Annotated in this window: 24 protein-coding genes; 14 read left to right on the top strand and 10 right to left on the bottom strand. The window is 72.3% G+C overall.

Annotated features, from left to right (window positions below):
* The first annotated feature begins 20 nt into the window (after positions 1-20).
* From G6039_RS08470 to G6039_RS08455, 4 genes are all read left to right on the top strand, one after another.
* Positions 21-1,295: a TrpB-like pyridoxal phosphate-dependent enzyme gene (locus tag G6039_RS08470; protein WP_006938673.1), complete on the top strand. Its 1,275-nt coding sequence runs from the start codon at positions 21-23 to the stop codon at positions 1,293-1,295.
* A gap of 136 nt (positions 1,296-1,431) precedes the next feature.
* The gene (locus G6039_RS08465) at positions 1,432-1,863 is read left to right on the top strand and encodes a hypothetical protein (protein ID WP_006938685.1); all 432 of its coding nucleotides are present in this window, start codon (positions 1,432-1,434) and stop codon (positions 1,861-1,863) included.
* An 83-nt stretch (positions 1,864-1,946) separates the two neighbouring features.
* Positions 1,947-2,576 (top strand): phosphoribosyltransferase, encoded by a 630-nt coding sequence (locus G6039_RS08460; protein WP_006938688.1) that lies wholly within the window; start codon positions 1,947-1,949, stop codon positions 2,574-2,576.
* Positions 2,577-2,736: 160 nt separating this feature from the next.
* The gene (locus G6039_RS08455; protein ID WP_029542526.1) at positions 2,737-4,539 is read left to right on the top strand and encodes an AMP-dependent synthetase/ligase; all 1,803 of its coding nucleotides are present in this window, start codon (positions 2,737-2,739) and stop codon (positions 4,537-4,539) included.
* 64 nt (positions 4,540-4,603) lie between these two features.
* Here G6039_RS08455 and G6039_RS08450 read toward each other — a convergent pair whose 3' ends face one another.
* Complete coding sequence (locus G6039_RS08450; RefSeq protein WP_029542524.1) at positions 4,604-5,248, bottom strand: alpha/beta hydrolase; 645 nt, start codon at positions 5,246-5,248, stop codon at positions 4,604-4,606.
* Positions 5,249-5,280: 32 nt separating this feature from the next.
* On the opposite strand from G6039_RS08450, the gene G6039_RS08445 reads away from it, so the two are divergent.
* Positions 5,281-6,636: a DUF2252 domain-containing protein gene (locus G6039_RS08445; protein WP_029542522.1), complete on the top strand. Its 1,356-nt coding sequence runs from the start codon at positions 5,281-5,283 to the stop codon at positions 6,634-6,636.
* A 1-nt stretch (position 6,637) separates the two neighbouring features.
* Here G6039_RS08445 and G6039_RS08440 read toward each other — a convergent pair whose 3' ends face one another.
* Together G6039_RS08440 and G6039_RS08435 are read right to left on the bottom strand one after the other, a co-directional pair.
* Complete coding sequence (locus G6039_RS08440; RefSeq protein WP_029542520.1) at positions 6,638-7,813, bottom strand: amino acid deaminase/aldolase; 1,176 nt, start codon at positions 7,811-7,813, stop codon at positions 6,638-6,640.
* 72 nt (positions 7,814-7,885) lie between these two features.
* A complete protein-coding gene (locus tag G6039_RS08435) occupies positions 7,886-8,530 on the bottom strand; it encodes a TetR/AcrR family transcriptional regulator (protein ID WP_029542519.1) in 645 nt (214 codons plus the stop codon).
* 77 nt (positions 8,531-8,607) lie between these two features.
* Between G6039_RS08435 and G6039_RS08430 the strand changes: the two genes are divergently transcribed.
* Positions 8,608-9,933 carry a D-arabinono-1,4-lactone oxidase gene (locus G6039_RS08430; protein WP_029542516.1) on the top strand — a complete coding sequence of 442 codons (1,326 nt, stop codon included), beginning with the start codon at positions 8,608-8,610 and terminating at the stop codon, positions 9,931-9,933.
* A gap of 8 nt (positions 9,934-9,941) precedes the next feature.
* On the opposite strand, the gene G6039_RS08425 is transcribed toward G6039_RS08430, so the two are convergent.
* The 5 genes from G6039_RS08425 to G6039_RS08405 form a co-directional block, all read right to left on the bottom strand.
* Complete coding sequence (locus G6039_RS08425; RefSeq protein WP_029542515.1) at positions 9,942-10,865, bottom strand: adenosine deaminase; 924 nt, start codon at positions 10,863-10,865, stop codon at positions 9,942-9,944.
* 55 nt (positions 10,866-10,920) lie between these two features.
* Positions 10,921-11,682 (bottom strand): crotonase/enoyl-CoA hydratase family protein, encoded by a 762-nt coding sequence (locus G6039_RS08420; RefSeq protein WP_029542513.1) that lies wholly within the window; start codon positions 11,680-11,682, stop codon positions 10,921-10,923.
* A 105-nt stretch (positions 11,683-11,787) separates the two neighbouring features.
* Positions 11,788-12,843, bottom strand: a complete 1,056-nt coding sequence (locus G6039_RS08415) for a class I adenylate-forming enzyme family protein (protein ID WP_029542511.1) — start codon at positions 12,841-12,843, stop codon at positions 11,788-11,790.
* A 66-nt stretch (positions 12,844-12,909) separates the two neighbouring features.
* The gene (locus G6039_RS08410) at positions 12,910-13,707 is read right to left on the bottom strand and encodes an enoyl-CoA hydratase/isomerase family protein (protein WP_006938708.1); all 798 of its coding nucleotides are present in this window, start codon (positions 13,705-13,707) and stop codon (positions 12,910-12,912) included.
* Between the two features lie 10 nt (positions 13,708-13,717).
* The gene (locus G6039_RS08405) at positions 13,718-15,187 is read right to left on the bottom strand and encodes a DHA2 family efflux MFS transporter permease subunit (RefSeq protein ID WP_029542509.1); all 1,470 of its coding nucleotides are present in this window, start codon (positions 15,185-15,187) and stop codon (positions 13,718-13,720) included.
* Positions 15,188-15,225: 38 nt separating this feature from the next.
* Here G6039_RS08405 and G6039_RS08400 point away from each other — a divergent pair, with 38 nt between their 5' ends.
* Positions 15,226-15,921: a GNAT family N-acetyltransferase gene (locus G6039_RS08400; protein ID WP_006938717.1), complete on the top strand. Its 696-nt coding sequence runs from the start codon at positions 15,226-15,228 to the stop codon at positions 15,919-15,921.
* A gap of 28 nt (positions 15,922-15,949) precedes the next feature.
* Complete coding sequence (locus G6039_RS08395) at positions 15,950-16,978, top strand: glutathione S-transferase family protein (RefSeq protein WP_006938718.1); 1,029 nt, start codon at positions 15,950-15,952, stop codon at positions 16,976-16,978.
* 1 nt (position 16,979) lies between these two features.
* Here the strand turns inward: G6039_RS08395 and G6039_RS08390 are convergent, their stop codons facing one another.
* Positions 16,980-17,381 carry a VOC family protein gene (locus tag G6039_RS08390; protein ID WP_006938720.1) on the bottom strand — a complete coding sequence of 134 codons (402 nt, stop codon included), beginning with the start codon at positions 17,379-17,381 and terminating at the stop codon, positions 16,980-16,982.
* Positions 17,378-18,235 (bottom strand): helix-turn-helix transcriptional regulator, encoded by an 858-nt coding sequence (locus tag G6039_RS08385; protein WP_006938721.1) that lies wholly within the window; start codon positions 18,233-18,235, stop codon positions 17,378-17,380. The genes G6039_RS08390 and G6039_RS08385 overlap by 4 nt, the downstream gene beginning before the upstream one ends.
* 116 nt (positions 18,236-18,351) lie before the next feature.
* On the opposite strand from G6039_RS08385, the gene G6039_RS08380 reads away from it, so the two are divergent.
* The 6 genes from G6039_RS08380 to G6039_RS31210 form a co-directional block, all read left to right on the top strand.
* Positions 18,352-19,101, top strand: coding sequence for a hypothetical protein (locus G6039_RS08380; RefSeq protein WP_029542508.1), 750 nt, complete (start codon positions 18,352-18,354; stop codon positions 19,099-19,101).
* 1 nt (position 19,102) lies between these two features.
* The gene (locus G6039_RS08375; protein WP_029542505.1) at positions 19,103-19,942 is read left to right on the top strand and encodes an alpha/beta fold hydrolase; all 840 of its coding nucleotides are present in this window, start codon (positions 19,103-19,105) and stop codon (positions 19,940-19,942) included.
* A 43-nt stretch (positions 19,943-19,985) separates the two neighbouring features.
* Positions 19,986-21,077 (top strand): ABC transporter ATP-binding protein, encoded by a 1,092-nt coding sequence (locus G6039_RS08370; RefSeq protein WP_006938727.1) that lies wholly within the window; start codon positions 19,986-19,988, stop codon positions 21,075-21,077.
* Positions 21,074-21,859, top strand: coding sequence for an ABC transporter permease (locus tag G6039_RS08365; RefSeq protein ID WP_006938729.1), 786 nt, complete (start codon positions 21,074-21,076; stop codon positions 21,857-21,859). Before G6039_RS08370 ends, G6039_RS08365 begins: the two co-directional genes overlap by 4 nt.
* Before the next feature lie 125 nt (positions 21,860-21,984).
* Positions 21,985-25,785, top strand: a complete 3,801-nt coding sequence (locus tag G6039_RS08360; protein WP_043799272.1) for an ABC transporter ATP-binding protein — start codon at positions 21,985-21,987, stop codon at positions 25,783-25,785.
* A gap of 161 nt (positions 25,786-25,946) precedes the next feature.
* Positions 25,947-26,164: 2-oxoglutarate dehydrogenase E1 subunit family protein (locus G6039_RS31210; RefSeq protein ID WP_241258734.1), on the top strand; the 218-nt coding region annotated here is incomplete at its 3' end.

The raw sequence follows: 26,164 nt of genomic DNA, 5'->3' as shown, positions 1-26,164 counted from the left end.
ACAGACGAAAGGACCTTCCGGTGCCGGAGCTCGTCAGCATTCCCACCCACTGGTACAACATCGCGGGAGATCTGCCCGACGCCCCGCCGCCGCACCTGCATCCCGGCACCAGGGAACCGGTCACGGCCGCCGACCTCGAACCGCTGTTCGCCGCCGGCCTGATCGAGCAGGAGCTGTCCACCGAGACCGACATCGCGATCCCCGAACCCGTCCGGGAGGCGTACGCGACCTACCGCACCACGCCGCTGCTGCGGGCCCGGTCCTTCGAGCGCGCACTCGGCACCCCCGCCCGCATCTACGTCAAGTACGAGGGCGTGAGCCCGGTGGGCAGCCACAAGACGAATTCGGCTCTGGCGCAGGCGTATTACAACTCCCTCGACGGCGTGAAGAAGCTGACGACCGAGACCGGCGCCGGCCAGTGGGGCAGCGCGCTGTCGTTCGCATGCGCCAAGTTCGGCATCGATCTCGAGGTGTGGCAGGTGCGCGCCTCGTACGAGTCCAAGCCGTACCGCCGGCACCTCATCGAGGTGTACGGCGGCACCGTGCACTCGAGCCCGTCGGAACTCACCGCGTCCGGCCGCAAGGTGCGCGCCGAACAGCCGGACACCCCCGGCTCGCTGGGGATCGCCGTGTCCGAGGCCGTGGAGGTCGCCGCCGGCGACCCCGCCGCCCGGTACGCGCTCGGCAGTGTGCTCAACCACGTCGTGCTGCACCAGACCGTGATCGGTCTCGAAGCCGTCGCCCAGCTGCGCGCCGCCGGCGAGGAGCAGGCCGACGTCGTGTTCGGCTGCGCCGGCGGCGGCTCCAACCTGGCCGGCCTGTCGTTCCCGTTCCTGCGCGAGGTGCTGCACGGTCGCGCCACGACGCGGGTGGTGGCCGCCGAGCCGGCCGCGTGCCCGTCCATCACGCAGGGCGAGTACCGCTACGACCACGGCGACATCGTCGGCCTCACCCCGCTGCTCAAGATGCACACCCTCGGTCAGGACTTCATCCCCGACCCCATCCACGCCGGCGGGCTGCGCTACCACGGCATGGCGCCGCTGCTCAGCCACACCGTCGAACTGGGATACGTGCAGGGCACGGCCGTCGCGCAGACCGACGCCTTCGCGGCGGCCGTCGAGTTCGCCCGCAGCGAGGGCATCGTGCCCGCCCCCGAGTCGGCCCACGCCCTCGCGGCGGCCGCCGAGTACGCGCGGACCGTGACCGGGCCCGAGGTGATCGTGATCGGACTGTCCGGGCACGGGCAGCTCGACCTGCCGGCCTACGCCGCATACCTGCACGGCGAGCTCGGATAGCGCCGGAGCGTGTCTTCCTCCCCTGTGACGGGGAGGAAGACACGCCGAGGAACTCTGTGATGCAACACACGCCCGGTCATCAGCGATACACCTGTGGAACCGCTCCACCGCGCCATGTCACCACCGGGAGGCCCCGATGCCCGACGCAGCCGACAACCTGGCCCTGCGCCTGCTCGACGCAGTGCACCGCACCCGAGGCGTAGATCCCGGGATCGTCACCGATCGCTACCGGGCCTACAGGGCCGCCCAGGGCGCGGACGCCGGCCGCGACGGGATCCGCGCGCTCCTGCGCACCTTCGAGGAGACCGGCGGCAGCGCCCAGTGGGCCGGCAAGGTCGGCCACTACCGTCGCCGCTACAGCCCCGACGAGGCCCCCATCGCCGCCGACACCGTCGAACTGGCCGCCGAGGTCCTGTACCGGCACGGCGTCGACACCATCGACGACCTCGCCGGTACGGACGACACCACCCTCGCCGGCGAGTGGCAGCGGCGCGGCGGCGACGCCTCCACCTGGCAGCCGCTCCTCGACGCCCTGCGGCCCGCCCGAGCCCTGCACACCGTCGCCTGAGCCCTGCACACCGTCGCCTGAGCGGGCCCGGATCCGGACGCAAACCCGCCCGGGCCGCCCGCCGCCGGGCGCATACTCGACCTATGCGTTATTCCGGCCGTCCGGAGGCCGGGCGGCGGCTGGCCCGCTCGGTCGCCCACCTGCGCGACGCGAACCCCGTGGTCCTCGCCCTCCCACGCGGCGGCATCCCCGTCGCCCGCGAGGTGGCTCGCGCCCTCGACGCCCCGCTCGACGTGCTCGTCGTCCGCAAGCTCGGGGTGCCGTGGCAGCCGGAACTTGCGATGGGCGCCATCGCCGAGGGCGGATTCCGCGTGCTCAACGAGGACGTCATCCGGATCGGCAGGGTGGCCGAGGACTCGATCGCACGGATCGAGGCCCGTGAACGCACCGAACTCGACCGTCGCGCCCGGCTGCTGCGCGGCGGCAAGGAGCGCACGTCGCTGTCGGGACGCACGGTGGTCCTCGTCGACGACGGCATGGCCACCGGCGCGACCGCAGCCGTCGCCTGCCTGGCCGCTCGGGAGTCCGGTGCCGAACGGGTGGTGCTGGCGGTGCCCGTGGCGTCCCCGGAGGCGGCGCGTCGCGTGGGCGCGGTGGCCGACGAGGTGGTGTGCCCGTTCACGCCCGCGGACCTGGGCAGCGTCGGCGCCGCATACGACGACTTCCATCAGCTCTCCGACGACGAGGCCGCCCGGCTGCTCGAGCCCGCCTGAGCACGCACCCGCGGACAGCGGTTGTCCGTGTCCGTCATTAACAGGTATCTTCACAGGTCAGAGCGAAAAGGCTACAAATCGGGCACCCCCGTTGCTGCGTTTTCCGTCCTCGTGTGATGCAATGCACATCCACCAGTGAAAAATTGATGGAGGGGTCACCGTGAGAGAGTTTGCCGTGCCACAGTCGTTCTCGATTCCCGAGGACGCATCGATGGCGGACGCCGTCTTCCGGCACGAGAAGGAGTCGCCGACCTGGGTGCCGTTCGAGCGCAGGGTCGACGGCCGGTGGGTCAGCGTCACCGCCGCCGAGTTCGCCGCCCAGGTCCGCGGGGTGGCCAAGGGCCTGATGGCCTCCGGGATCGAACTCGGCGACCGGGTCGCGATCCTGTCGAGCACCCGCTACGAATGGGTCCTCATCGACTACGCGATCTGGGCCGCCGGGGGCTGCACCGTCGCGATCTACGAGACCTCCTCGGCCGACCAGGCCCAGTGGATCCTCGAGGACTCGGGGACATCGCTGCTGGTCGTGGAGAACGACAACCACGCGCGGACGGTCGCCGCCGTGGCCGAGGCCGCGCCGGCCCTGCGCGAGGTCCTGCAGATCGAGGGCGCAGCGGGAGCGAAGGGCGCCGTCGACGAACTGATCGCGCGCGGCGCGGCGATCACCGACGAGCAGCTCGAGGAGCGGCGCCACCAGGTGCGTGCCGAGTCCCCCGCCACCCTGATCTACACCTCGGGCACCACCGGCCGCCCCAAGGGTGTGCAGCTGACCCACAGCAACCTGTGGGCCGAGGCGGCGGCCGTCAAGCTCGCCCTGCCGAACTCCATGGTGAGCGGCAAGCGGACCCTGCTGTTCCTGCCGCTCGCGCACGTGTTCGCCCGCGAGATCTCGTTCGGCGCGTTCGAGCACGGCGTCACCGTCGCGCACACCTCCGATCTGACCACGCTGCTCGACCAGCTCGGCGAGTTCAAGCCGAACTTCATCCTGTCGGTGCCGCGCGTGTTCGAGAAGGTCTACAACTCGGCCAAGCAGAAGGCGTACGACGGCGGCAAGGGCCGGATCTTCGAGAAGGCCTCCGATACCGCCATCGCGTACAGCGAGGCGCTGGACAAGGGCAGGCCCGGTCTGGGCCTGAAGATCAAGCACGCGGTGTTCGACAAGCTGGTGTACAGCAAGTTGCGCGCGGCCCTCGGTGGCGAGTGCGAGCAGGCGGTTTCCGGCGGCGCAGCCCTCGGCGCACGCCTGGGCCACTTCTTCCGCGGCGTCGGCATCCCGATCTTCGAGGGCTACGGCCTGACCGAGACCACCGGTGGCGTCACCATCAACACCCCCGAGCACCAGCGGGTGGGCAGCGTCGGCCGGCCGGTCAACGGGCACGCCGCGCGGATCGCCGAGGACGGCGAGCTGCTGCTCAAGGGCCCCGCGGTGTTCGGCGGCTACTGGAAGAACGAGAAGGCCACCGCCGAAGCGATCGTCGACGGCTGGTTCCACACCGGTGACATCGGCAATATCGACGAGGACGGATTCGTCCACATCACCGGCCGCAAGAAGGAGCTCATCGTCACCGCCGGCGGCAAGAACGTCGCCCCGGCCGTGCTCGAGGACGCTCTGCGGGCGCATCCGCTGATCAGCCAGGTCATCGTCGTCGGCGACGCGAAGCCGTTCATCGGCGCGCTGATCACCCTCGACCCCGAGGCCCTGCCCGGCTGGAAGGAGCGCCACGGCATTCCGGCCGACGCCCCGGTGTCCGAGCTGTTGAAGAACCCCGACCTGATCGCGGAGATCGACGCCGCGGTGGCCGAGGGCAACAGGAAGGTCTCCAACCCCGAGCAGATCAAGAAGTACCGGATCCTCGAAGTGGACTTCACCATCGAGACCGGCGAGCTGACCCCGACGCTCAAGCTCAAGCGCAACGTCATCCACGAGGCGCACGGCACGGCGATCGAGGCCATCTACTCGTAGGGCCACGCCCATGGTGAGCGAATGTATCCTTCATCTCCTCTGATCGAGTGAGGGATACATTCGCTCACTGTTGTTGGGGGGCCGGCACTTCGGTCACGGTCCGGACGAACTCGGCGACGTCGCGCGTCACCGTGCGGTGCACCGGTTCGTGCAGCAGGTCGTGGCCCGCGTCGGGGTACTCGCGCAGGTCCAGGGCCGGGATCGTCCGGGCCCAGGCCCGCACGGGGTCGATCGGGGCCAGCCGGTCGTCGGCGCCGTGCACCGCGAGCAGCGGGATGCGTGCCCCCGCGAGGATCTCGGCCGTCGCGGGCACGGCCGCCGAGCGCGGCGTCCCGCACAGCACGGCGCCACGGAAGCGGCCGGCGTCGGTGCGCAGCAGCGTGAGGGCGGTCGCCGCGCCGAGCGAATGCCCCATCACCACCAGCGGCATCCCCGGCTCGGCACGCTCCGCCACCTCCGCGACGCGCAGCAGGTCCCCAGCCAGGTCGTCGAGGACGCCCGGTTCGCCGGGGCTGCCCTCGGACAGACCGTGCCCGGCGAGATCGATGCCCCACAACGCGATGCCGTGCGTCGCCAGGCCCGCCGCGAAGCGGTGGTAGTGGCCGGTGTGCTGACGCATCCCGTGGGCGAAGACGACGGCGGCCGCCGCGCCGTCGACGGGCCAGTGTCGGTAGTGGATACGGCCGGTGCTGCCGTCGAAAAAGGGCATGCGGTCATTGTGCGCCGGTGCACAATCGCGGGATGACACCGACTACCGCCGCCGAGCGCAGTCGAGCCGCGGGGCGTGCCGCCCGCACCCGCGTGCCCCGCGGTGCGCACGGCGAATTCCGTTGCCCCGACCGCGACCCCGTGGCGATCTTCGAGCAGCAGAACCGCACCCGGCTGCCGGAACTGGTGCCGATCCGGTACGAGCGGATGACGGAGTCCCCGTTCGCCTACTACCGCGGCAGCGCCGCCGCGATGGCGGCGGACCTGTCCACCGAGGCCGTGACGGGACCGCACGTGGTGGCCTCGGGCGACGCCCATCTGGCGAACTTCGGCCTGTACGCCTCGCCGGAGCGACAGGTCCTGTTCGATCTCAACGACTTCGACGAGGCGTATCCGGCGCCGTGGGAATGGGACGTCAAGCGGCTGGCCGCCTCGGTATGGCTGGCCGGCCGTCACACCGGCTGCACCGAGCAGCAGTGCCGGGACGCGACCCTCGCGACGGTGTGCTCGTACCGCGAGACCATCCGGTTCCTGTCCGGCCTGACGGCCACCGAGCGGTTCTACTTCCAGGTCGACGCGGAAGAGATCGAGCAGGCGTCGCGGAATCCGGAGGCGATACGAGCCGTCGTGCAGAAGGCTCGCAGCCGCACGTCGGAACAGGTCCTGAGGAAACTGACGGTCACCACGGCCGACGGCGTTCCGCGCATCGTCGACCAGCCCCCGATCGTCCGCCACCTCGACATCGGGTCACTCGACGCCATCGAGCGGATCGTCACGTCCTACCGTGCGACGGTGCGGGCGGATGCCCAGCTGCTGCTTTCCCAGTACCGCGTCGTGGATTTCGCGATGCGGATCGTGGGGGTGGGCAGCGTGGGCACCCGGTGCTTCCTCGTCCTGCTGCTCGGCCCGGCCGACGAGCCGCTGTTTCTCCAGGTCAAGGAGGCCGGGCGGTCGGTGTTGGAGACGCACGGCGGGATCCGGGAGACCCCGCACCGGGTCGAGGCCGACCTCATCGCGCACGGCCAGGGCGCCCGCGTCGTGGGGGCACAGCGGATCCTGCAGGCCCACTCGGATCCGCTTCTCGGCTGGATCACCGGCGTCCCCGGTGCCGACGGCGTGCGCCGGGACTTCTATGTCCGTCAGTTCCGGGACATGAAGGGATCGGTACAGTGGGAACGGCTCAGGCCCGCACAATCGGAGCAGTACGGCCGGCTGTGCGGAGCGCTGCTCGCCCGCGCCCACAGCCAGAGCCCGGACGGCGCGTTCGTCGCCGGGTATCTCGGCCGCGGGACGGTGTTCGACGAGGCGGTGGCGCGGTGGTCCGCCGCCTACGCCGATCGCACGGAGCAGGACTGGAAGGCGTTGTGCACCAGCGCGGCACCGGCGTAGCTCACCAGCAGTGTCCCTCGCCGCGATAGGTGGGGACGGTGGTGCGGGTGCCGCCGGCGTCGACGAGATGCAGGTGCGCGAACCGCTCGCACAGCTCCCCCGCCTTGGCATGCCGCAGCCACACGCGGCCGCCGACGGGCAGGTCTGCGGCGGCGCGGCCGGTGACCGGGGTCTGCACCTCGCCGGCACCCTCGGCGCGCAGCAGCCGCAGTCCGGCGGGCCGCACCGGCCGCGGTACCCGGGACGGACCCGTCGGGCCGGAGGCGATGTAACCGCCACCGAAGAGCGTGGCGATGGTGGGACTGGGCCTGCGCACCGTGGGCAGCGCGAAGTACAGCGCGGGCCGCGGTGTGAAGGCCCGGTATCGGTCGAACAACGTGGGCACGTAGAGGCCGGAGCCGGCGGTGACCTCGGTGACGACCGGGTCCGCGGAACTGATCTCGAGCGAACCCGTGCCGCCGCTGTTGACGATCTCGAGGTCGCCGACGACGGCGCGGACGGCCCCGACGACGGCGCTGCGACGGGTGGCCAGCTCGGCGGCCGACCGGCGCTTGATCAGGCGGACCGCGAGCGACGTGTCGGGCAGACCGGCGATCTGCGCCTCGTAGAACATCACTCCGACGACGGCGAAGCCGGCGGTCGTGGCGCAGCGGGCGAGCTGCCCCACCTCGTCGGGCGTGCGCAGCGGCGAGCGCCGCACGCCGAGGTGCACCGGCCCGAGCCGCAGCGACGCATCCACGTCGAGGCACACGCGGGGTCGCACACGGGCGGTGCCGAGGGCGTCGCGGACGATGCCGAGCTGGGCGGCGGAGTCGACCATGAGGGTGACGGCGTCGAGGGCGTGCGGCCGGCCGGCGAGTTCGGCGAGCGCGGCACGGTCGACGGTCGGGTATCCCAGGAGCACGTCGCGGGCGCCGCGCTCGACCAGCCAGAGCGCTTCGCGCAGCGAGTACGCCATGATCCCGCGGAAACCGCCGTCGGCGGTGAGGCCGGTGCCGAGCACCTCCTCGAGGACCGCGCGGCACCGGACGGACTTGCTCGCCACCCGCACGGGCGTGCCCCCGGCGCGACGGACGAGGTCGGCGGCGTTGCGTCGGAGTGTGGGAAGGTCGACGGCCGCGAGCGGCGGGTCCAGGTCGGCCGTCGCGTCGTGGAGCCGGTCGAGGGGGTGGGTCACGGCGGGGGTCCAATCCACGGCAGGTCGGGTCGTCGCGGCCAGTCAAGCACCGACTTGGACCTGTGTCCAGGTTCAGGTCGTTTCCACGGCCCGGCCGGCGACGATCGCGGCGATGTCGTCGAGTTCGGTGACGATGGCGTCGCTGTCACGATCCACAAGCCACCGCAGGACCAGGCCGTCGAGCATGGCCAGCGCCAGGCGCGCGACGGTCGAGACCGGCTCGACCCACTCGGTGCCGGTGCGGGCGGCGCACTCCTCGAGAAATGCCTGGGCCTCGACGTCCATGATGCGGTACTGCTCGGTGGCGATGTTGCCGCCGAGCGGCTCGCCGGCGGCGCGGTGGCGCAGCGAATAGGTGGTGATCTCGTAGGTGAGCAGCTGACGGTCGGCCGTCGCCTCGATCGTCGGCCACATCGCAGTGATCCCGGCGTAGAGCAGCTGCCGCAGCCCGCGCGGGCCCTGCGGGTCCGGCCCGTTCTGCGGGAGGGTGAAGGCGGTGCGCAACGCCTGGCTGAGCTGGAGCACCAGCGTCTCCCCCATCGCGGCGACGAGGGCTTCCTTGCTCTCGAAGCAGTAGTGCACCACCCCGAGCGATACGCCGGCGTGCTCGGCGACGGCACGCACTGTGACGGCCCCGAGACCGCCGCCCTCGGCCAGCGCGAGGGCGGATTCGACGAGTTGGGCTCGACGTTGGTCCGCCGGCAACCGGTTCAGCATGCCTCCGATCGTAGAACCCGGTCCGGATCCGTCGGCCCCTATTGACCTGGACGGTCGTCCAAGTCGATGATTGCCCCATGGCCACCGACCGTCCCGCAGCCACCTGGCGCAACTGGGCGCGCACCGAATCCGCGACGCCGCGCGCGTACGAGACTCCGGAATCCCTGGACGAGATCGCCGCCGTCGTCGCACGCGCATCCGAGCGGGGCCTGCGCGTCAAGGCGGTCGGGGCGGGACACTCGTTCAGCGGCGCCGCCGTCACCGACGGCGTGCTCGTCTCCCTCGACCGCTTCACCGGCATCGAGGACGTCCGGCCCACCTCCGCCGGTGCGCTCGTCACCGTGCGGGCCGGCACCCGGCTGCGGGATCTCAACCGGCTCCTGTGGGACCAGGGTCTGGCCGTGCCCAACCTCGGGGACATCGACGTGCAGTCGCTCGCCGGCGCGATGTCCACCGGCACCCACGGCACCGGCGCGCGATTCGGGGGCCTCGCCACCGTCGCCCGCGCCGCCACCGTGGTGCTCGCCGACGGTTCCGTCGTGCACTGCTCCCCCGACGACCACCCGGAACTCTACGAGGCCGCCCGGCTCGGCCTCGGCGCCGTCGGCATCCTCGCCACGATCACACTCGAGTGCGTGCCCGCCTTCGCGCTGCACGCCGCGGAAGCGCCCGGCACGCTGCACGACACCCTCGCCGTGCTCGAGCGCGACCGGCTCGCCGTCGACCACTTCGAGTTCTACTGGTTCCCGCACACCGACCGGGTGCTCACCAAGCGCAACACCCGGCTGCCCGCCGACGCGCCCGGCGCCCCGGTGGGCCGGGTACGGGGCTTCGTCGACGACGAGGTGCTCGCCAACGGCATGTTCGAGGTCGTCCAGCGCGTCGCGACCCGCGCCCCCGCGACCATCCCGCGGCTCAACGAGTTCGCCGCCCGGACGCTGTCGCCGCGGGAATTCGTCGACCGCAGCTATCGCGTCTTCGCCTCCCCGCGCCGGGTCCGGTTCCGGGAGATGGAGTACGCCGTACCCGTCGGCTCGGTGACCGACGTGCTCACCGAGATCGATGCGTGGCTCTCCCGCAACGACTTCCGTGTCGCTTTTCCCGTCGAGGTACGCTTCGCCGCCGCCGACGACGTGTGGCTGTCGACGGCACACGGCCGCGACAGCGCGTACCTCGCCGTGCACCAGTACCACCGGCGCGAGCACCGGGCGTACTTCGATGCGGTCGAGGCGATCGCCCGCGCCGTGGACGGACGGCCGCACTGGGGCAAGATGCACGGCCGCAGCGCGGCCGACCTGCGCACGACGTATCCGCGCTTCGACGACTTCCTCGCCGTCCGCGACCGCGTCGACCCGCAGCGCACCTTCGCCAACCCGTACCTGGACCGCGTGCTCGGCCCGTAGGCCGCGGGCTAGCCGAAGGACGCCGCGATCGAATTGCGCGCCAACGTCTCCCGCTGATCGGACGTGAGCCCGAGCCGATCGCGCAGCGCCGCGAACGTGTCGTCGACGTACCCGCCGAAGTACGCCGGATCGTCGGAGTTGACGGTCACCAGCAGACCCGCCTCGAGCATGCGCGGCAGCGGATGCCGCTCGAGCGAATCCACCACGCGCAAACGGACGTTGGACAGCGGACAGACCGTGAGCGGAATCTGCTCGTCCACGAGGCGCGTGACGAGGAGGGGGTCCTCGAGGGATCGGATGCCGTGGTCGATGCGTTCGGCCCCGAGCAGATCCAGTGCCTGCCACACGTATTCGGGCGGGCCCTCCTCTCCCGCATGGGCGACCGTGTGCAGGCCCTCGGCGCGGGCGCGGGCGAACACGTCCTCGAACAGCGACGGCGGATAGCCCACCTCCGCAGAGTCCAGACCCAGCCCGATGATCGGAGCCGACAGGCGCAGCAGCTCCCCGAACACCTCCTCGGCCTCGTGCACGGGCCGGTCCCGCACGACGGAGGCGATCATCGCCGCATCGACGCCGAACTCTCGCCGGCCCGCCGCGACGGCGTCCGCGAGGCCCTCGACCACCTCCGTCAGCGGCACGCCGCGGCTCGTGTGCGCCTGCGGGTCGAAGAAGAACTCGGCCCGCGTCACGCCGGCCTGCGCCGCCCGGCGCAGGTACGCCCGCGCGAGATCGGCGAAGTCCTCGGCCGTCCGCAGCACCTGCATGTTCGCGTAGTACAGGTCGAGGAAGGACTGCAGATCGGTGAACTCGTACCGGCTGCGCAGTTCCGCGAGGTCGGCGTACGGGAGCGCGACCCGGTTGCGCTCGGCCAGAGCGAAGATCAGCTCCGGTTCGAGAGTGCCCTCGATGTGGACGTGCAGTTCGGCGAGCACGATCCTCCTTCGTCGACGCGTCCCTTCCGCGGCCGCGCGGAAGGGACGCGGGTCGTCAGCGGCCCTTCCAGACCGGGGAACGCTTCTCCGCGAACGCCGTCGCGCCCTCGCGGGCGTCCTCGGACACGAACACCGGGCCGACGATCTCGCGTTGCCTGTCGAAGGCCTCGTCCGCCGGCCAGTCGGCGGCCTTGGCGATGACCTCCTTGGTGGCCGCCACGGCGAGCGGGCCGTTGGCCGTGATCCGTTCGGCGAGGGCCAGGGCACCCTCCAGCGCACCGCCCGGCTCGGTGAGAACGTTGACGAAGCCGTAGCCGTGGGCCTCCTCGGCGGTGAACGCGTCGCCGGTGAGGGCCAGTTCCATCGCCTTCTGATACGGGATCCGGGTGGGCAGGCGCAGCAGGCCGCCGCCCGCGGCGACGAGTCCGCGCTTGACCTCCGGGATGCCGAACCTGGCGTCCGCGGCGGCGACCACGAGATCCGTGGCGAGGACGAGTTCGGTGCCGCCGGCCAGCGCGAAGCCCTCGACGGCGGCGATGATCGGTTTGCGCGGCGGCGCCTCGGTGAAGCCGAGGCCCTTGCCCGGCACCGCGATGTTCTCCCCGGCGACGAACGCCTTGAGATCCATGCCGGCACAGAAGTTGCCACCCGCACCGGTGAGCACGCCCACGGACAGGTCGGGATCGGCGTCGAGTTCGTCGACGGCGGCGGCGAGGGCGTGGCTGACGGCCGCGTTGACGGCATTGCGGGCCTCGGGCCGGTTGATGGTGATCACCAGGATTCGACCGCGACGCTCGAGCAGGACCTCGTCGGACATGCGCGCACACCTTTCACAGGATTCGGTTGCCGACCGCGCGTACCGCGGTCCATTCGCTTATACCGCAACCGAACCCGGCGGCGGCGGACCGGCCGTACCGCCGTGTCACGACACCCGGACGGCGACGGGCGTGACGAAGCCGTCCCCGTCGATGTGCACCTGGTCGCCGGTGTGGAACCAGCCGTCGTCGAAGGTCTCGGCGGTCGATTCCGGGTCGTTCCAGTAGCGGCGCGCGACGCTGGGACCGCGGCACAGCAGTTCGCCGACGCCTTGATCGGCGGCCGGGCCGAGGAGCGCGACCTCCATGCCGCCGAACGGAACTCCGACGCTGCGCGGGTGCGCGGCCCGCTGGTCGGTGGGCAGCAGCAGCCCGATGCCGCCGGTTTCGGCCACCCCCCAGCCGCGTACGCACCTCGCCGCGGGGAACGACGCGCGCAGGTGCCGCCACGGCACCCGCACCCCCCGGGCCCCGGCGGCGACGACGGTGCCGCCGGCCGCCAGGGTGGGCAACAGCTGCACGGCGCTGCCCGCCGCCGTGGACAGCGGTGCGGTGAGCACCGTGCGCGCCCCCTCCGCGGTCAGGTCCATCGCGTGCACCACGGCCTCGATCGTGGAGAGGATGTTCTCGTTGGTCAGCTCCACCCCGTGCAGTCCCCCGCCGCGTTTGCGCACGTAGTACAGCACCGCGAGCTCGTCCGGCGCGGCGCCCTCGTCCAGGAACGCCACCCCGTCGGGCAGCTCGCCGTCGAGGGTCAGGACGGCGCCGCTGTCGTCGGCGATCCACTCGAGTTCCGGATCGCTGCACGTCGGATCCGGCAGCACCGGCACCCCACCGGCGAGGACCACCCCGAGAAACGCGTACAGCCAGCGGAACCCGTTCGGATAGTGGACGACCACCCGGTCGGCCGGGCCCACGCCCTGATCGAGCAGTCCACCCGCCACCCGTGCCGCCGACGACCACATCTGCCCGTAGGTGAGGGCGTTGCCGGCCCGGTCGACGGCGGCGACGCGGGCGGAGTGCCGCAGCGCGCTGCGGTCGAGCAGCTCGGCCAGGCACGGCTCGAGGTCCTCGTACCGCAGGACACCGTCCAGTCGGCGACTGACACGCTCGTCACGGAACCACCCCGCTGCGCACGAAACTCGGACCACCGCCACCGACATCGTCACCTCCGCCTCGTCGTGTGCCTGCACTATATGGCGCGGGTCACAACTGGGGGCGGGATCGGCTCACCTTCCGGTGTACGACGCCTTCCCCGGGCCGACGGTGAGGAAGCTGCGCACGGCACCCTTCAGGTCGTCGGTGCCGAACAGCGCGCCGGAGACGTCCGGGGTCTCCGAGTCGGCGTGCGCGACGCCACCGGACCGCCACGCGCCGATGATCTGCTTGGTGGCGTCGTGGGCGCGGGTGGGGCCGTCGGCGAGCCGGTCCGCCAAGGCGCGTGCGGCGGAGTCCACGTCCTCGTGGACCGCGTTGACCACGCCCCACGACCGCAGCGTCTCGGCGTCGTAGAGGTCGCCGGTCATCACCAGTTCGCGAGCGCGGCCGGAGCCGGCACGCTCGGCCAGCCGCTGCGGCCCGCCCATCGACGGGGTCAGACCGACGACGGTTTCCACCAACCCGAACTTCGCGCCCGGCGCCGCGAGGACGATGTCGCAGGCGAGGGAGATCTCGAACGCCGCGGTGAGGGTGAGCCCGTGCGCGGCGAACACCACGGGGCACGGCAGGGCCTCGAGCGGGTGGATGATCTGCGCGAACAGGTCCTGCCACAGCTGCGCGCCCTGCCCGGCGTCGAGGCCGTCGAACAGGTGGACGTCCACCCCGCCGGAGACGACCTTGCCTTCCGCGCGGATCAGTACCGCGCGCGGCGGCGCGGCCACGAGCGCGGTGATGTCGGCGATCACGGCGTCGAACAGGGCCCGGTCGAACAGGTTCAGCGTGCCGTGCGCGACGGTGAGCACGGCGACCTCGGCACCGGCCGCGGTGGTGTGGCGCTCGAGGCGGGTGGGATGTGTGGTCTGCGTCATGCGCGCCACACTAGGCGAGCGTGCGGCGCTGCTCGAGGGGTGGTCTCGGCGCCGGCTCGGTGCGCACGGGCCGCGCGAAGAACAGCGCCGCGGCGAAGCCGACGAGCAGGACCGCGGCAGGCAGCAGCGTCGACTCGGCCATGGCGGCGGCGAACGGCGCGCGCACCGGCTCGGGCAGGGCCGTCGTCCCGCCCTCGCCGGCACCGCCGCCGGCCAACCCGTGCACGGCGAGGCGGGACGTGATGAGCGCACCCACGGCGGCGCTGCCCAGGACGGCACCGACCTGCCGGGTGGTGTTGTAGACACCCGACCCGGCCCCCGCCTGATGCGGCGGCAGGCCGTGCGTCGCGGTGGCGGCCAGCGGCGACCAGATGCCGGCCATCGCGGCGCCCATGAGGGCGATCGGCAGCAGCAGCTGCCACACCGGCGAGTCGGGCGTCATCACCGCGGCCAGCCACGCCAGCGACACGGCGAGCAGCGCGAATCCGGTGCCGGCGATGTAGCGCGGATGGGTCCGGTCCACGAGCCGCCCGACCATCGGGGCGAGCACGCCGGTGAGGACCGCCATCGGGGCCATCAGCAACGCCGACTCCGTGGGTGTCCAGCCGCGCACGCCCTGGGCGTAGAACATCAGCGGCAGCACCATCGCGGTGACCGAGAAGCCCATCGTGGCGATGCCGATGTTGGCCAGCGAGAAGTTGCGGTCGTGGAACAGGCCGAGCGGAACGAGCGGCTCCCCGCGCCCCCGGGACTGGTACCACACGAACACCGCCAGCAGCGCCACCCCGGCAGAGATCAGCACCCACACGGGAGTGGACCAGTCGTAGGAGTTGCCCTCCTGGATACCGAACACGAGACAGAACATGCCCGCGCCGCTGAGCAGCACGCCGAGGAGGTCGAACCGGTGCGGATGGGTGGGCAGCGCCGGGACCAGCCGCGCCGCGAGGACGAAACCGACGATCCCGACCGGCACGTTCACGAAGAAGATCCATTCCCAGCCGAGGTTGTCGACGAGGACACCGCCGGCCAGCGGGCCCACGAGGGTCGCGACCCCCGCCACCGCGCCCCACAGGCCCATCGCGGTGCCTCGCCGGTCGGGCGGGAAGGTGCGGGTGATGATCGCCATCGTCTGCGGGGTCATCAGGGCCGCGCCGAGGCCCTGGAAGACCCGGGCGACCACGAGGGCGGCGACGGTGCCGGACAATCCGCACCACAGCGACGCCGCGGTGAACAGCACCAGGCCCGCCAGGTAGACGCGCTTCGGGCCGAACCGGTCGCCGAGGCGGCCGGTGACCAGCAGCGGCACCGCGTATGCCAGCAGGTACGCGCTGGTGACCCACACGACGTTGTTGATGTCGGTGTCCAGCGCCCGCATGATCGCCGGGTTGGCGACCGCCACGATGGTGCTGTCCACCAGGATCATGAAGAACCCGAGGCACAGCGCCCACAGCGCCGGCCACGGATTTGTCTCGGTCTCCACCCGCACGTCCTCCGCTCGTAGGCGTCTACGGTAGCGCCGTGGACGGACATCTCCTGGACATCGTGCGGCTGGCCTGGTGCCGCGAACTCGGGCTCGACGACGGAGCGCTCGCCGCGCCGGGACGGGTGACGCGGGTGGACGACGCGTCCGCGCTGGTCCGGGTGCTGCGCCTCGGTGAGGCCACCGCGGTGGTGGGTCCGGGCTGGGCGGTCGAGGCCGTCGCGGCGGTGCCCGACGCGGAGCTGGACGCGTCGGCGTTGCTCGACCTGACCCGCGGCCGCGCGGTGCGCAGCCACGCGCTGAGTTACTGCGCCGACTGGGTCGACGCGACGCGGGTGCGCGATCCGCTGATCTCCCACGAGGTCGACGATCTCGCGGAGCTGTTGCGGCGCTGCCCACCCGACGACGCGACCGAGGCGGGACTCGAGAATGTGAACGGGGAGGCCTCGTCGTTCGTGCTGCTCGACGACGACCACCGGCCGCTGTCGGGGGCGGTGTACCGGGAGGTGCAGTCGATCCTGGCGGACGTGACGGCACTGACCGTGCCGGAGCACCGCCGGATCGGTCTGGCGGCGACGGTCGCGACGCTCGCGACGCACGACGCGCTCGACGCCGGGCTGATCCCGCAGTGGCGGGCCCGGCGCGACAACACCGCGGGCCGTGGCCTGGCCGCGGTGCTGGGATACACCGAACTGGGTACCCACACCTCGGTGGCCGTACCGGCTAGCGTCTGAACGGGCCGCACCGAGCGAAGGGAGCCCTGTGAACGAGCACTCCGGAGGCGACAGCGACGGGTATGTCACGCCCGGCGCCGAGTACAGCCGCGACACGCACTACATCACCACGCGCATCACCGCCGACGGGCGCGACGGGTATCCGGTGGAGGCGGGCCGGTACCGGCTGATCGCCGCCCGCGCCTGCCCGTGGGCGAATCGCACGCTCATCGTGCGCCGGCTGCTGGGGCTCGAGGACGCGCTGTCGCTGGGGTTGTGCGGGCCCACGCACGACGAGCGCAGCTGGACGTTCGATCTCGACCCGGGCGGGGTGGATCCGGTGCTGCAGATCCCGCGGTTGCAGGACGCGTACTTCGCCCGGGACCCCGAGTACCCACGGGGCATCACGGTCCCGGCCGTCGTGGACGTGCCCACCGGCCGGGTGGTCACCAACGATTACGCGCAGATGACCCTGGACTTCTCCACGGAGTGGACGGCGCTGCACCGCGACGGCGCCCCCGACCTCTACCCGGAGCCGTTGCGCGACGAGATCGACGAGGTGGCCCAGCTCGTCTACCAGGACGTCAACAACGGCGTGTACCGGTGCGGGTTCGCCGGGTCGCAGCGCGCGTACGACCGCGCCTTCGACCGGCTGTTCGCGCGGCTGGACTGGCTCGAGGAACGGCTGAGTTCGCGCCGGTACCTGGTGGGCGAGACGATCACCGAGGCGGATGTCCGGCTGTTCACCACGCTGGCCCGCTTCGACGCCGTCTACCACGGGCACTTCAAGTGCAACCGGGGTCTGCTTTCGTCGATGCCGGCGCTGTGGGGGTACGCCCGGGACCTGTTCCAGACGCCGGGCTTCGGCGACACGATCGACTTCGTGCAGATCAAGGAGCACTACTACATCGTGCACGCCGACATCAATCCGACGCAGATCGTGCCGAAGGGCCCCGACCTGAGGGGGTGGCTGACGCCGCACGGCCGGGAAGAGCTGGGCGGCAAGCCGTTCGGTGACGGCACGCCACCGCCCCCGCCGCGGGCGCAGGAGGCGGTGCCGGCCGGTCACGGCGCGTGATTCACGCGCCCGGATAGGTTCCGAAGCTCCAGTACACCCCCTGCGGGTCCCGGCACGTGAAGTCGTGTGAGCCGTAGTCGGTGTCGTGCAGGGCGACGACGATCGTGGCGCCCGCGGCCACGGCGCGTTCGTGCAGCGCGTCGACGGCGGTGGCATCGGGGGCGACGAGGTAGATGCAGCCGGTGCCGGCGGGCGTCTCGATCGGGCCGCCCCGACCGGCCGAGCCGAGCATGACGCCGCCGCCGTGCGGCCATCTCAGCTCGGCGTGGTCGACGCGGTCGCCGTCGCCGTAGACGGCGTTCTCGGTGAAGCCGAACGCGTCGACGAGGAAGCGGATCGCCGCCCGGGCGTCGGTGTAGGAGAGGCAGGGCCATACGGTTGTGGTGAGTGCTGTCGTGGTCATGTCTGCCAGTGTTCGTCGACGGCCGGGTCGCCGTCTTGGACGATTGGGAACTGCTCGTCGCGCAGCCAGCGCGACGGCGGGACCCCGGCGATCTCGCGCCATTCCCGCGCGAGGTGGGCCTGGTCGTAGAACCCGCACCGGGCGGCCACGTCGGCGAGCACGTGCGGCCCGGGGCTGCGCAGCAGCCGACGGGACCGGTCGAATCGGATCACCCGTGCCGCCTCCTTGGGCCCGACCCCGAACTCGGCGGTGAATCGCGACGTCAGATGCCTTCGGCTCCAGCCGATCTCGTCGGCCAGATCGGTGATCCGCGGCCCCGGCGAACGCGGGTCCTGCAGCCTGCGCCACGCGTGCCGCAGGCGGGGATCGATCTCGCCGCGCCCGCCGGCGAGCCGCCGGCCGAGCACCTCGTCGAGGACCCGAAACCGGCTCTCCCACGCCCCGGTGGCGGCGATCCGTTCGCCGAGCTCGCGGGCGGCGGCGCCGAGCACCTCCTCGAGGTCGACGACCCAGGCGCCGAGCGCACCGGCGGGAACGCCCAGCAGCACCCGGGCTCCCGCCGGGGTGAGTGCGAGCTGGATGCCGTGCTGGTTGCCGTCGTGGGCGATGGTGACGGCGGTGGTGGCCAGCCCGCTCGCGAGCGCACCGAACCGGCCGGGCCCCTGGCCCGGTGCGGCGGCCCGCGCGAGTTCGAGCGGTGCGCCGATCGTGAGCACGACGGTCAGGTCCGGGGACGGCAGGCCGAGGTGGGTGCCGGGTGCGAAGCCCGTCAGCCGGTACCCGTCGTAACCGCGCACGTAGGGACGCAGCGACGGGGCGGGCCGCCGCCGGGCACCGTCCGAGATGCCGGTCACGGTCCCAGGGTAAACAGGGATAGAGGACACGCCCATGGGGTACACGGGGTAAGCAGCCGTGGACTCACGGCGGCGCATGCAGGCCCGGGAGGGCCGGGAGGATCGAGGACGGAACGATGACCGACAGGGTGGGACGCGTGGAGAAGTATCTCGTCACGCTCCTGGACAACGGCAGCAGGCTGCAGGCGCCCGCGGTGGCGCGCTACGTCGAACTGACGCGGCGCGCCCATCCCGGCGAGACTCCGGAGCAGATCATTGCGCGGCTGGAGAAGATCTTCCTCAACGGAGTCACCGGCAGCGGCACGGCGGCGGGCGCCGCCGCGACCGTTCCCGGCATCGGCACGCTCGCATCGATCGCCGCGGTCGGCGCCGAAACCGCGTTCTTCCTCGAGGCTGCCGCGCTGCTGACGCTTGCGGTGGCGTCGGTGCACGGGATCGAACCGCACGAGCACGAGCAGCGCCGCGCCCTCGTGCTCGCCGTGGCACTGGGTGAGGCAGGCATGGAGATCGTCGAGCGGGCCACGGGCACGACCGCGAAGACGTGGACGTCGGCGATCACCGGCAAGATCCCCGGCGCCCAGCTGAGGTCCGTGAACAAGTCGCTCGCGCGGACGTTCGTCCGCAAGTACCTCGCCAAGCGCAGCGCCCTCGTGTTCGGCAAGCTGGTGCCGGCCGGGATCGGTGCCGCGATCGGCGGCGTGGGCAACCGCGCGCTGGGCAAGCGGGTCATCGCGAACGCGCGCGATGCGTTCGGCCCGCCGCCGGCGCAGTGGCCGGCGAAGCGTCCGCCGCTCGCCGGACCGGCCACCGGGCCGGACGGCGATCCGAACTGGCAGGCGCTGTCCTCTCCCCTGACCGGCTGGTGAGATGTCCGCGGGCACGGTGTTCGTGCGCGAGAGCGGATCCGGCCCGCGCACCGTGGTCCTCCTGCACGGATACTCCGACCACGGGGGCACCTGGTGCAAGGTGGCCCCGGCCCTGGCCGAACGCCACCGGGTCCTGACCGTCGACCTGCCGGGGTTCGGCCGGAGCGCCGGGCACTGGCGGGCGCCGGTACTGGACCACTACGTCGACACCGTCGCCGACGTGATCGCCGACTGCCGGGATCCGGTTGCGCTGATCGGCAATTCGCTGGGAGCGGTGACGTCGCTGGCGTTCGCGTCGACGTATCCGCGCCGGGTGGACGGCGTCGTACTCGCCGACATGCCGGGGATGGCCGGCATACCGCGCAGCTGGCTGGGCGGAGCGCGGCTGCCGTTGGACATGGTGTCGCGCGCGCTGTCCCGGCCCGTGCCGCCGGCGCTCGTGCAGTTCGCCGTCGCCGCCCTGTACACCCGCGCGGCGCTGCACCGCCCGGACCGGCTGGGCGTCGACACGCGCACCGCGTTCGCGGCGAACTACGCGACACGGCGCAGCATCGAGACCATGCTGGCCGTCGGCCGGGCCGTGATCCCCGAACTGGGCCGGCTGCCGATTCCCGAGATGGTGAACTCCCTGACCGTGCCGGCGCTGCTGGTGTGGGGCGAGCGGGATCTGATCACCCCGGCGCGCGCCGCGGGCCGGGTGAACACCGGGGCCCGGCGACGGGTCGCGATCATTCCGGACGCCGGGCACTGCCCGCAGCTCGACGCCCCGAGCGAATTCCTCGAACTGGTGCTTCCCTTCCTCGACCGGTCCTTCTCCCGGTCCGCCGCGCCGGGCACGTAGGCTCGCGGGGTCCGAGCAGGGGCCCACACCAGGGAGGGTATCGATGACAGCGCCGTTCCCGACGGGGCCGGTCGCCGGCGCCGGGTACGCGAACGCGGCCGCGCCGCCGCCGGGCATCGCCGTGCAGGGGCTGAGCAAGACCTTCCGCAACGTGCCGGCGGTGTCGGACCTGTCGTTCTCCGTCCCGCCGGGATCGATCACGGGATTCCTCGGACCGAACGGCTCCGGGAAGACGACGACCCTGCGGATGCTGCTCGGTCTGGTGCGCCCGACGGCCGGTGCCGCGCTCGTCGACGGGATGCCCTTCACCTCGCTGCCGCAGCCGGCGCGGGTGGTCGGTGCAGTGCTGGACGCGCAGAGCTTCCATCCCAAGCACACCGCCGGAACCCATCTCGACGTGTACGCCGCCGCGATCGGCGTGCCGGCGGCCCGGGTGCGGCACGTTCTCGACCTGGTCGGGCTCGGCGCGGCCGCCCGACGGCAGATCGGCGAGTTCTCCCTCGGCATGCGGCAGCGGCTGGCCCTGGCCACCGCGCTGCTCGGCGAACCGCGCTACCTCGTGCTCGACGAACCGGCGAACGGCCTGGACCCCGAAGGCATGGCCTGGCTGCGCGACTTCCTGCTCGGCTACGCGCGTTCCGGGGGCACCGTGCTGATCTCGAGCCACATCCTGCGGGAGGTCGAGCAGACGGCCGACCGTCTGGTGATCATCAGCCGCGGCATGCTCGTGCACCAGGGCACGACGGCGGACCTGCGGCACGCGCACCGCGCGCGGGTCCTCGTCGCCGCCTCCGACCCGGCCCGCCTGGCGACGGCGCTGGCCGCGGCGGGCCACACCGACGCGCAGGTGCAGCCGGACGGCCGGCTCGCGATCGTCGGGGTGGAGCCCGAGCGCGTCGCGGCGCTCGCCGCCGGACACGGCGTGACGGTGTTCGGGACGAGCGTCGAGCACGCCGACCTCGAACAGGTGTTCCTGGCGATGACGGCCGGGCAGTACGTGGGGGCCGCGCCGGGGTGGGGCATGCAGGGGCCGACGCCCCCGCAGCAGCCGCCCTACCCGGGACAGTTCCCGCCGCCCGGCCCGTTCCCGCCCGGGCAACAGCATTCGCCGACCGGCTGGGAGGGACCCCGATGACCGCGTTGCTGACGGCCGAGTTCCGCAAGGTCCTGGGCCTGCGCTACTGGTGGATCCTCGGCATCACCCCGGTGGTGGTGGGCCTGTTCTCCGGTGCGCTGACCCTGCCGATCCTCGGCACGCTCGAGAGCCTCGTCGGCGAGAGCTTCGCCGAGACCGCCGCCGCCGCGATCGGGGTGAGCGTCGCGCTCGCGCTGGTGTTCCTGTTCGCGGCGCTGTTCGGGGTGGTCAACACGGGCAGCGAGTTCCAGCACCGCACCATCGTCACCAGTTTCCTGACCACGCGCGGCCGCGACGGGGTGATCGCCGCCAAGCTGACGACGGCGGTCGCGTTCGGGCTGCTGTACTGCGTGGTGGTCGAGGCCGTGTCGATGCTGACCATCCTGATGTTCGGCGGTGGTCTCGCCGGTGACGGCTCGGGTGCGGGCAGTGTCGCCGCGGTCCTCGGCGCCGGCCTGTTCGCCGCGATGCTGTGGGCCCTCATGGGCGCCGGACTCGGCCTGCTCACCGGGTCGACGGCCGGCAGCGTCCTGGCGATCACCGCCTGGATCCCGTTCGGGGAGCTGATCGTCTCGCTGATCCTCGACGGCCTCGGGGCGGGCGCACTCGCCCGGCTGCTGCCCGGGCAGCTCACCTGGTACACGGTCTTCACCGTCATCGACCTGCCCGAGGAGGTCGACCCGGCCGTGACGTGGCCGGCGGCGCCGCTGGGGCTGCTCGGCTGGACCGCGCTGATCTGCGGCCTCGGCTGGTGGCGCACCCGGACCCGCGACATCGTCTGAGTCCGACGGCGGTTCTCGCGGCGAAGGGGAGGTTGCTGCGGCATCGATCGAGTGGTGGGCGCAACAACCGCCCCCTCGCCGCAGAGTCCTCCCGTGTCCCCGGCCGGCGCTAATGTCGGAAGACGATGGCACACGACGCGCGTTCCCCCGGTTGGATCCGTCGGCTGGGCGCGGAGGCCTGGCAGCATCGCCGCGTCGCGCTCGGCGCGCTGACCGTCACCGTCGTCGCCGCACTGATCGACATCACGTTCCCGTTGCTGACCAAGCTGGCGCTCGACAGCGCCACCCACCCCGACGGCCACGACCTGCAGCTGATCGGGCTGGCGGCGGCGGCGATCGCAGTGGGCGCGCTGGTGCGGTTCGGGTGTCAGTACGGCCGGCGGATGCTCGCCGGCCGGCTCTCGCTGGACGTGCAGCACGACCTGCGGCTCGGGCTGCTCGCCTCGCTGCAGCGGCTCGACGGGCGCGGCCAGGACCAGATCCGCACCGGGCAGGTGGTGTCGCGGTCGATCACCGACCTGCAACTCGTCCAGGGCCTGCTGGCGATGGTCCCCATGTCGGCCGGGGCGCTGTTGCAGTTCGCGCTGGCGCTGGTGATCATGGCGGTGCTCTCGCCGCTGCTGACCCTCGTCGCCCTCGTCACCGTCCCGGTGATCGCCGGGGTGGTCGCCGTCGTCCGGCCCAAACTGTTCGCGGCGACGTGGTCGGCGCAGCAACGCGCGGCCGACCTGGCCCAGCACGTGGAGGAGACCGTCACCGGGGTGCGGGTGGTCAAGGGGTTCGGGCAGGAGGCCCGCGCCGTGGACCAGCTCGAACAGCACGGCCGCGCCCTCTATGCCGAGCGCATGCGCGCCGCCCGGATCAACGCCACGTTCGCCGCCCCGATGGGTGCCATCCCGCAACTCGGGCTCGTCGCCGTGATCGCGCTCGGCGGCTGGCTGGCCCTGCAGGGCACCGTCACCGTCGGCACGTTCCTCGCGTTCGCCGCCTACCTGGCGACGATGACCGCGACGACGCGCACGCTGTTCTCGGTGGTGATCATGGCGCAGCTCTCCCGCGCCGCGGTCGAGCGGGTGTACGAGGTGATCGACACCGAGCCCGACGTCGCCGACCCGCCGCATCCGGCGCCGCTGCCGGACGGGCCGCTGGGGCTGGTCCTCGACGCGGTGACGTTCGGTTTCGAGCCCGGCCGGCCCGTGCTCGACGGTCTCGACCTCGAACTGGCGCCGGGCGAGACCGTCGCCGTGGTCGGCTCCGCCGGCTCCGGCAAGACGGCGATGTCGCTGCTGCTGCCCCGGTTCTACGCCCCCGAATCCGGCGCCGTGTACGTCACCACCGCCGACGGCGACAGGATCGACGTCGGCGCCCTGCGCGCCGAGCACCTGCGCGAGGCGGTGAGCCTGGTGTTCGACGAACCGTTCCTGTTCTCGGACACGATCGCGGCGAACATCGCGCTGGGCCGGCCCGAGGCGAGCGCCGAGGAGATCCGCGCCGCCGCGCGGGCGGCGTGCGCCGACGAGTTCGTCGAGGCGCTCCCCGACGGGTACGACACCGTCGTCGGGGAGCGCGGTCTGACGCTGTCGGGTGGGCAACGGCAGCGCGTCGCGCTCGCCCGGGCGCTGCTGCTCGACCCCCGGGTGCTGATCCTCGACGACGCGACCTCCGCGGTGGACGCGGAGACGGAGGCCGCGATCTTCGCGGCGCTGCGGGCGCGCCCGAAGCGCACCACGCTGATCCTCGCGCACCGGCGGTCCACGCTGTCGCTCGCCGACCGGGTCGCGGTGCTCGACGGCGGTCGCGTCGTCGACTCCGGGACCGTCCACGAACTCGAGGCGCGCAACGCCCTGTTCCGGGCCCTGCTCAGTGGCGCCGAGGACGAGACGCCGGAGCCGGACCGCGCCGACGGGTACGGCGTCGAAGCGTTGTGGCCGGAGGCGGCGCCCGACTCCGATCCGGCCGCGGTCCGGGCGGCCGCGCCGCAGGCGGGGCCGGGCGGGGGTGGCCGCGGCGGCGGTCCGATGAGCGGCGCCCTCGGGTCGATCGCCCCCACGCCGGCGCTGCGCCGGGCGGTCGAGGCGTTGCCCCCGGCCACCGAGCAACCGGGGCTGGACACGGCACAGCTGCGGCGCCCCGACCCCGAGTTCCGCCTCTCCCGGACGCTGCGGCCGGTGCGGTGGCTGCTGGCGGCGGTGGTGCTGTGCCTGGCGGTCGAGTCGCTGACGTCGATCGCGTTCCCGTCGATCGTGCGTTACGCCGTCGACCGCGGCGTCACGCCGGGCGAACCCGCGCGGCTGTGGGCGGCCACCGCCGTGGGCGCCGCGCTGGCGCTCCTGGCCTGGCTGGTGGTCGCGGTGCTCACCGTGCTCACCGCCCGCGCCGGCGAAAGGGTGCTGTTCGGGTTGCGGGTGCGCAGCTACGCGCACCTGCAGCGGCTGGGTCTGGACTACTACGAGCGGGAGCTGTCCGGCCGCATCATGACCCGGATGACCACGGACGTCGACGCGCTCTCCTCGTTCATCCAGACCGGGTTGTCCACCGCGGTGGTGAGCGTGCTGACGCTGGTCGGGATCTCGGTCGCCCTGCTCGCCACCGACCTCACCCTGGGGCTGGTGGCGCTGGCGGTGGTGCCGCCGCTGCTCGCGGCGACGCTGTGGTTCCGGCGGGTCTCGTCCACGGCCTACTCGGTCTCCCGCGAACGCATCTCCCTGGTCAACGCGGACTTCCAGGAGAACGTCACCGGGCTGCGGGCGGCCCAGGCCTACCGCCGGGAGGAGTTCGCGGCCCGCCGGTTCGCCGAGCGCGCCGATGCGTACCGGCGCAGCCGGATGCGCTCCCAGCGGGCCATCTCGCTGTACTTCCCGTTCATTGCGCTGCTGTCCGACCTCGCGCTGGCCGCGGTGGTGTTCGTCGGAGCCCGGGAGGTGGCCTCCGGGGCGACGACCGCGGGCGTGCTCGTCGCGTTCGTGCTCTACCTCGGCCTGCTGTTCGGTCCCATCCAGCAGTTGTCGCAGGTGTTCGACGGCTACCAGCAGGCCCGGGTGGGGCTGCGCCGGATCGGCGACCTGCTGCGCACCGAGAGTTCCCTCGAGACGGGCGGCACCGGCACGGTGCCCGTCCCGGGACACCTGCGCGGCGACGTGCGCCTCGACGACGTCGGGTTCCGCTACGCGGGGGCCGACACCGACGCGCTCACCGGCGTGGACCTGCACTTCCCCGCCGGCTCCACGGTGTCGCTCGTCGGCCGCACCGGCGCCGGCAAGTCCACGATCGTCAAGCTGCTGGCCCGGTTCTACGATCCGACGTCCGGCTCGGTGCGGGTCGACGACGTCGACCTGCGCGGGTATCGCCTGCCCGAGTACCGCGCCCGGCTCGGCGTCGTCCCGCAGGAGGCGCACCTGTTCACCGGCACCGTCGCGAGCAACATCGCCTACGGGCGGCCCGACGCGGACCGCGCGAACATCGAGGCCGCCGCACGCGCGGTGGGGGCCCTCGACATGATCGCCGGTCTGCCCGGCGGCATGCTGCATCCCGTCGGCGAGCGCGGGCAGGGCCTGTCCGCCGGGCAGCGTCAGCTCGTGGCGCTGGCCCGGGCCGAACTCGTCGATCCGGACCTGCTGCTACTCGACGAGGCCACCGCGACGCTCGACCCGGGCACCGAACGGGCGGTGCTCGCGGCGGGCGAGTCGGTGACCCGCAGCCGCACCGCCGTGGTGGTGGCCCACCGGCTGGCCACCGCGGCACGCTCCGACCTGGTCGTCGTGGTCGACGGCGGGCGCATCGTGGAGACCGGATCGCACGACGCACTGCGGCACGCCGGAGGCGTGTACACGACCCTCTGTGATGCGGCCCAAATGCGGGCAGGGAATAATCGGCTGTCGAGAACCGTCGTCGATGGGGATCCCATCGAATCAGAGATTGTGAGGTAGGTCTCGACCGTGGCAGAGCTTTTTTGTTCGTCACAGCCGCGGGCTAGCCTCATATACATAGGCACTCCGATCGGGTACCGAAGAAAGAAACGAGGCGAACAACTGCCGTGAGCAGCAGCTCTACTTCCCAGTTCGGACAGAACCAGTGGTTGGTTGACGAGATGTACCAGCGGTTCCAGGACGATCCGTCGTCCGTGGACGCCAGCTGGCACGAATTCCTGACGGACTACTCCCCGGAGGCGGCGGTCGCGGGTGGCGCGAACGGCGCCACGCAGACCCAGCGTTCCATGCCTACGACAACGGCGCGGGCTACACCTCCGCCAAGCATGCCCAGGCGGTGCTGCACCGCACGCTGCGCGGTGAGCTGCTCGGCAAGCCG

Origin of the sequence: Rhodococcus aetherivorans (assembly GCF_011058165.1) — a bacterium.
GTDB lineage: Bacteria > Actinomycetota > Actinomycetes > Mycobacteriales > Mycobacteriaceae > Rhodococcus > Rhodococcus aetherivorans.
The sequence above is the reverse complement of the archived record's forward strand: the minus strand, read 5'-3'. Positions and strand labels throughout refer to the sequence as shown.

What these genes read in the sequence shown, in the direction of transcription:
- G6039_RS08465 (WP_006938685.1), top strand. Translation starts at nt 1,432, where the DNA reads ATGCCCGACGCAGCCGACAACCTGGCCCTGCGCCTGCTCGACGCAGTG.
- G6039_RS08460 (WP_006938688.1), top strand. Translation starts at nt 1,947, where the DNA reads ATGCGTTATTCCGGCCGTCCGGAGGCCGGGCGGCGGCTGGCCCGCTCG.
- G6039_RS08450 (WP_029542524.1), bottom strand. Translation starts at nt 5,248, where the DNA reads ATGCCCTTTTTCGACGGCAGCACCGGCCGTATCCACTACCGACACTGG.
- G6039_RS08445 (WP_029542522.1), top strand. Translation starts at nt 5,281, where the DNA reads ATGACACCGACTACCGCCGCCGAGCGCAGTCGAGCCGCGGGGCGTGCC.
- G6039_RS08435 (WP_029542519.1), bottom strand. Translation starts at nt 8,530, where the DNA reads ATGCTGAACCGGTTGCCGGCGGACCAACGTCGAGCCCAACTCGTCGAA.
- G6039_RS08430 (WP_029542516.1), top strand. Translation starts at nt 8,608, where the DNA reads ATGGCCACCGACCGTCCCGCAGCCACCTGGCGCAACTGGGCGCGCACC.
- G6039_RS08420 (WP_029542513.1), bottom strand. Translation starts at nt 11,682, where the DNA reads ATGTCCGACGAGGTCCTGCTCGAGCGTCGCGGTCGAATCCTGGTGATC.
- G6039_RS08415 (WP_029542511.1), bottom strand. Translation starts at nt 12,843, where the DNA reads ATGTCGGTGGCGGTGGTCCGAGTTTCGTGCGCAGCGGGGTGGTTCCGT.
- G6039_RS08410 (WP_006938708.1), bottom strand. Translation starts at nt 13,707, where the DNA reads ATGACGCAGACCACACATCCCACCCGCCTCGAGCGCCACACCACCGCG.
- G6039_RS08390 (WP_006938720.1), bottom strand. Translation starts at nt 17,381, where the DNA reads ATGACCACGACAGCACTCACCACAACCGTATGGCCCTGCCTCTCCTAC.
- G6039_RS08380 (WP_029542508.1), top strand. Translation starts at nt 18,352, where the DNA reads ATGACCGACAGGGTGGGACGCGTGGAGAAGTATCTCGTCACGCTCCTG.
- G6039_RS08375 (WP_029542505.1), top strand. Translation starts at nt 19,103, where the DNA reads ATGTCCGCGGGCACGGTGTTCGTGCGCGAGAGCGGATCCGGCCCGCGC.
- G6039_RS08370 (WP_006938727.1), top strand. Translation starts at nt 19,986, where the DNA reads ATGACAGCGCCGTTCCCGACGGGGCCGGTCGCCGGCGCCGGGTACGCG.
- G6039_RS08365 (WP_006938729.1), top strand. Translation starts at nt 21,074, where the DNA reads ATGACCGCGTTGCTGACGGCCGAGTTCCGCAAGGTCCTGGGCCTGCGC.
- G6039_RS08360 (WP_043799272.1), top strand. Translation starts at nt 21,985, where the DNA reads ATGGCACACGACGCGCGTTCCCCCGGTTGGATCCGTCGGCTGGGCGCG.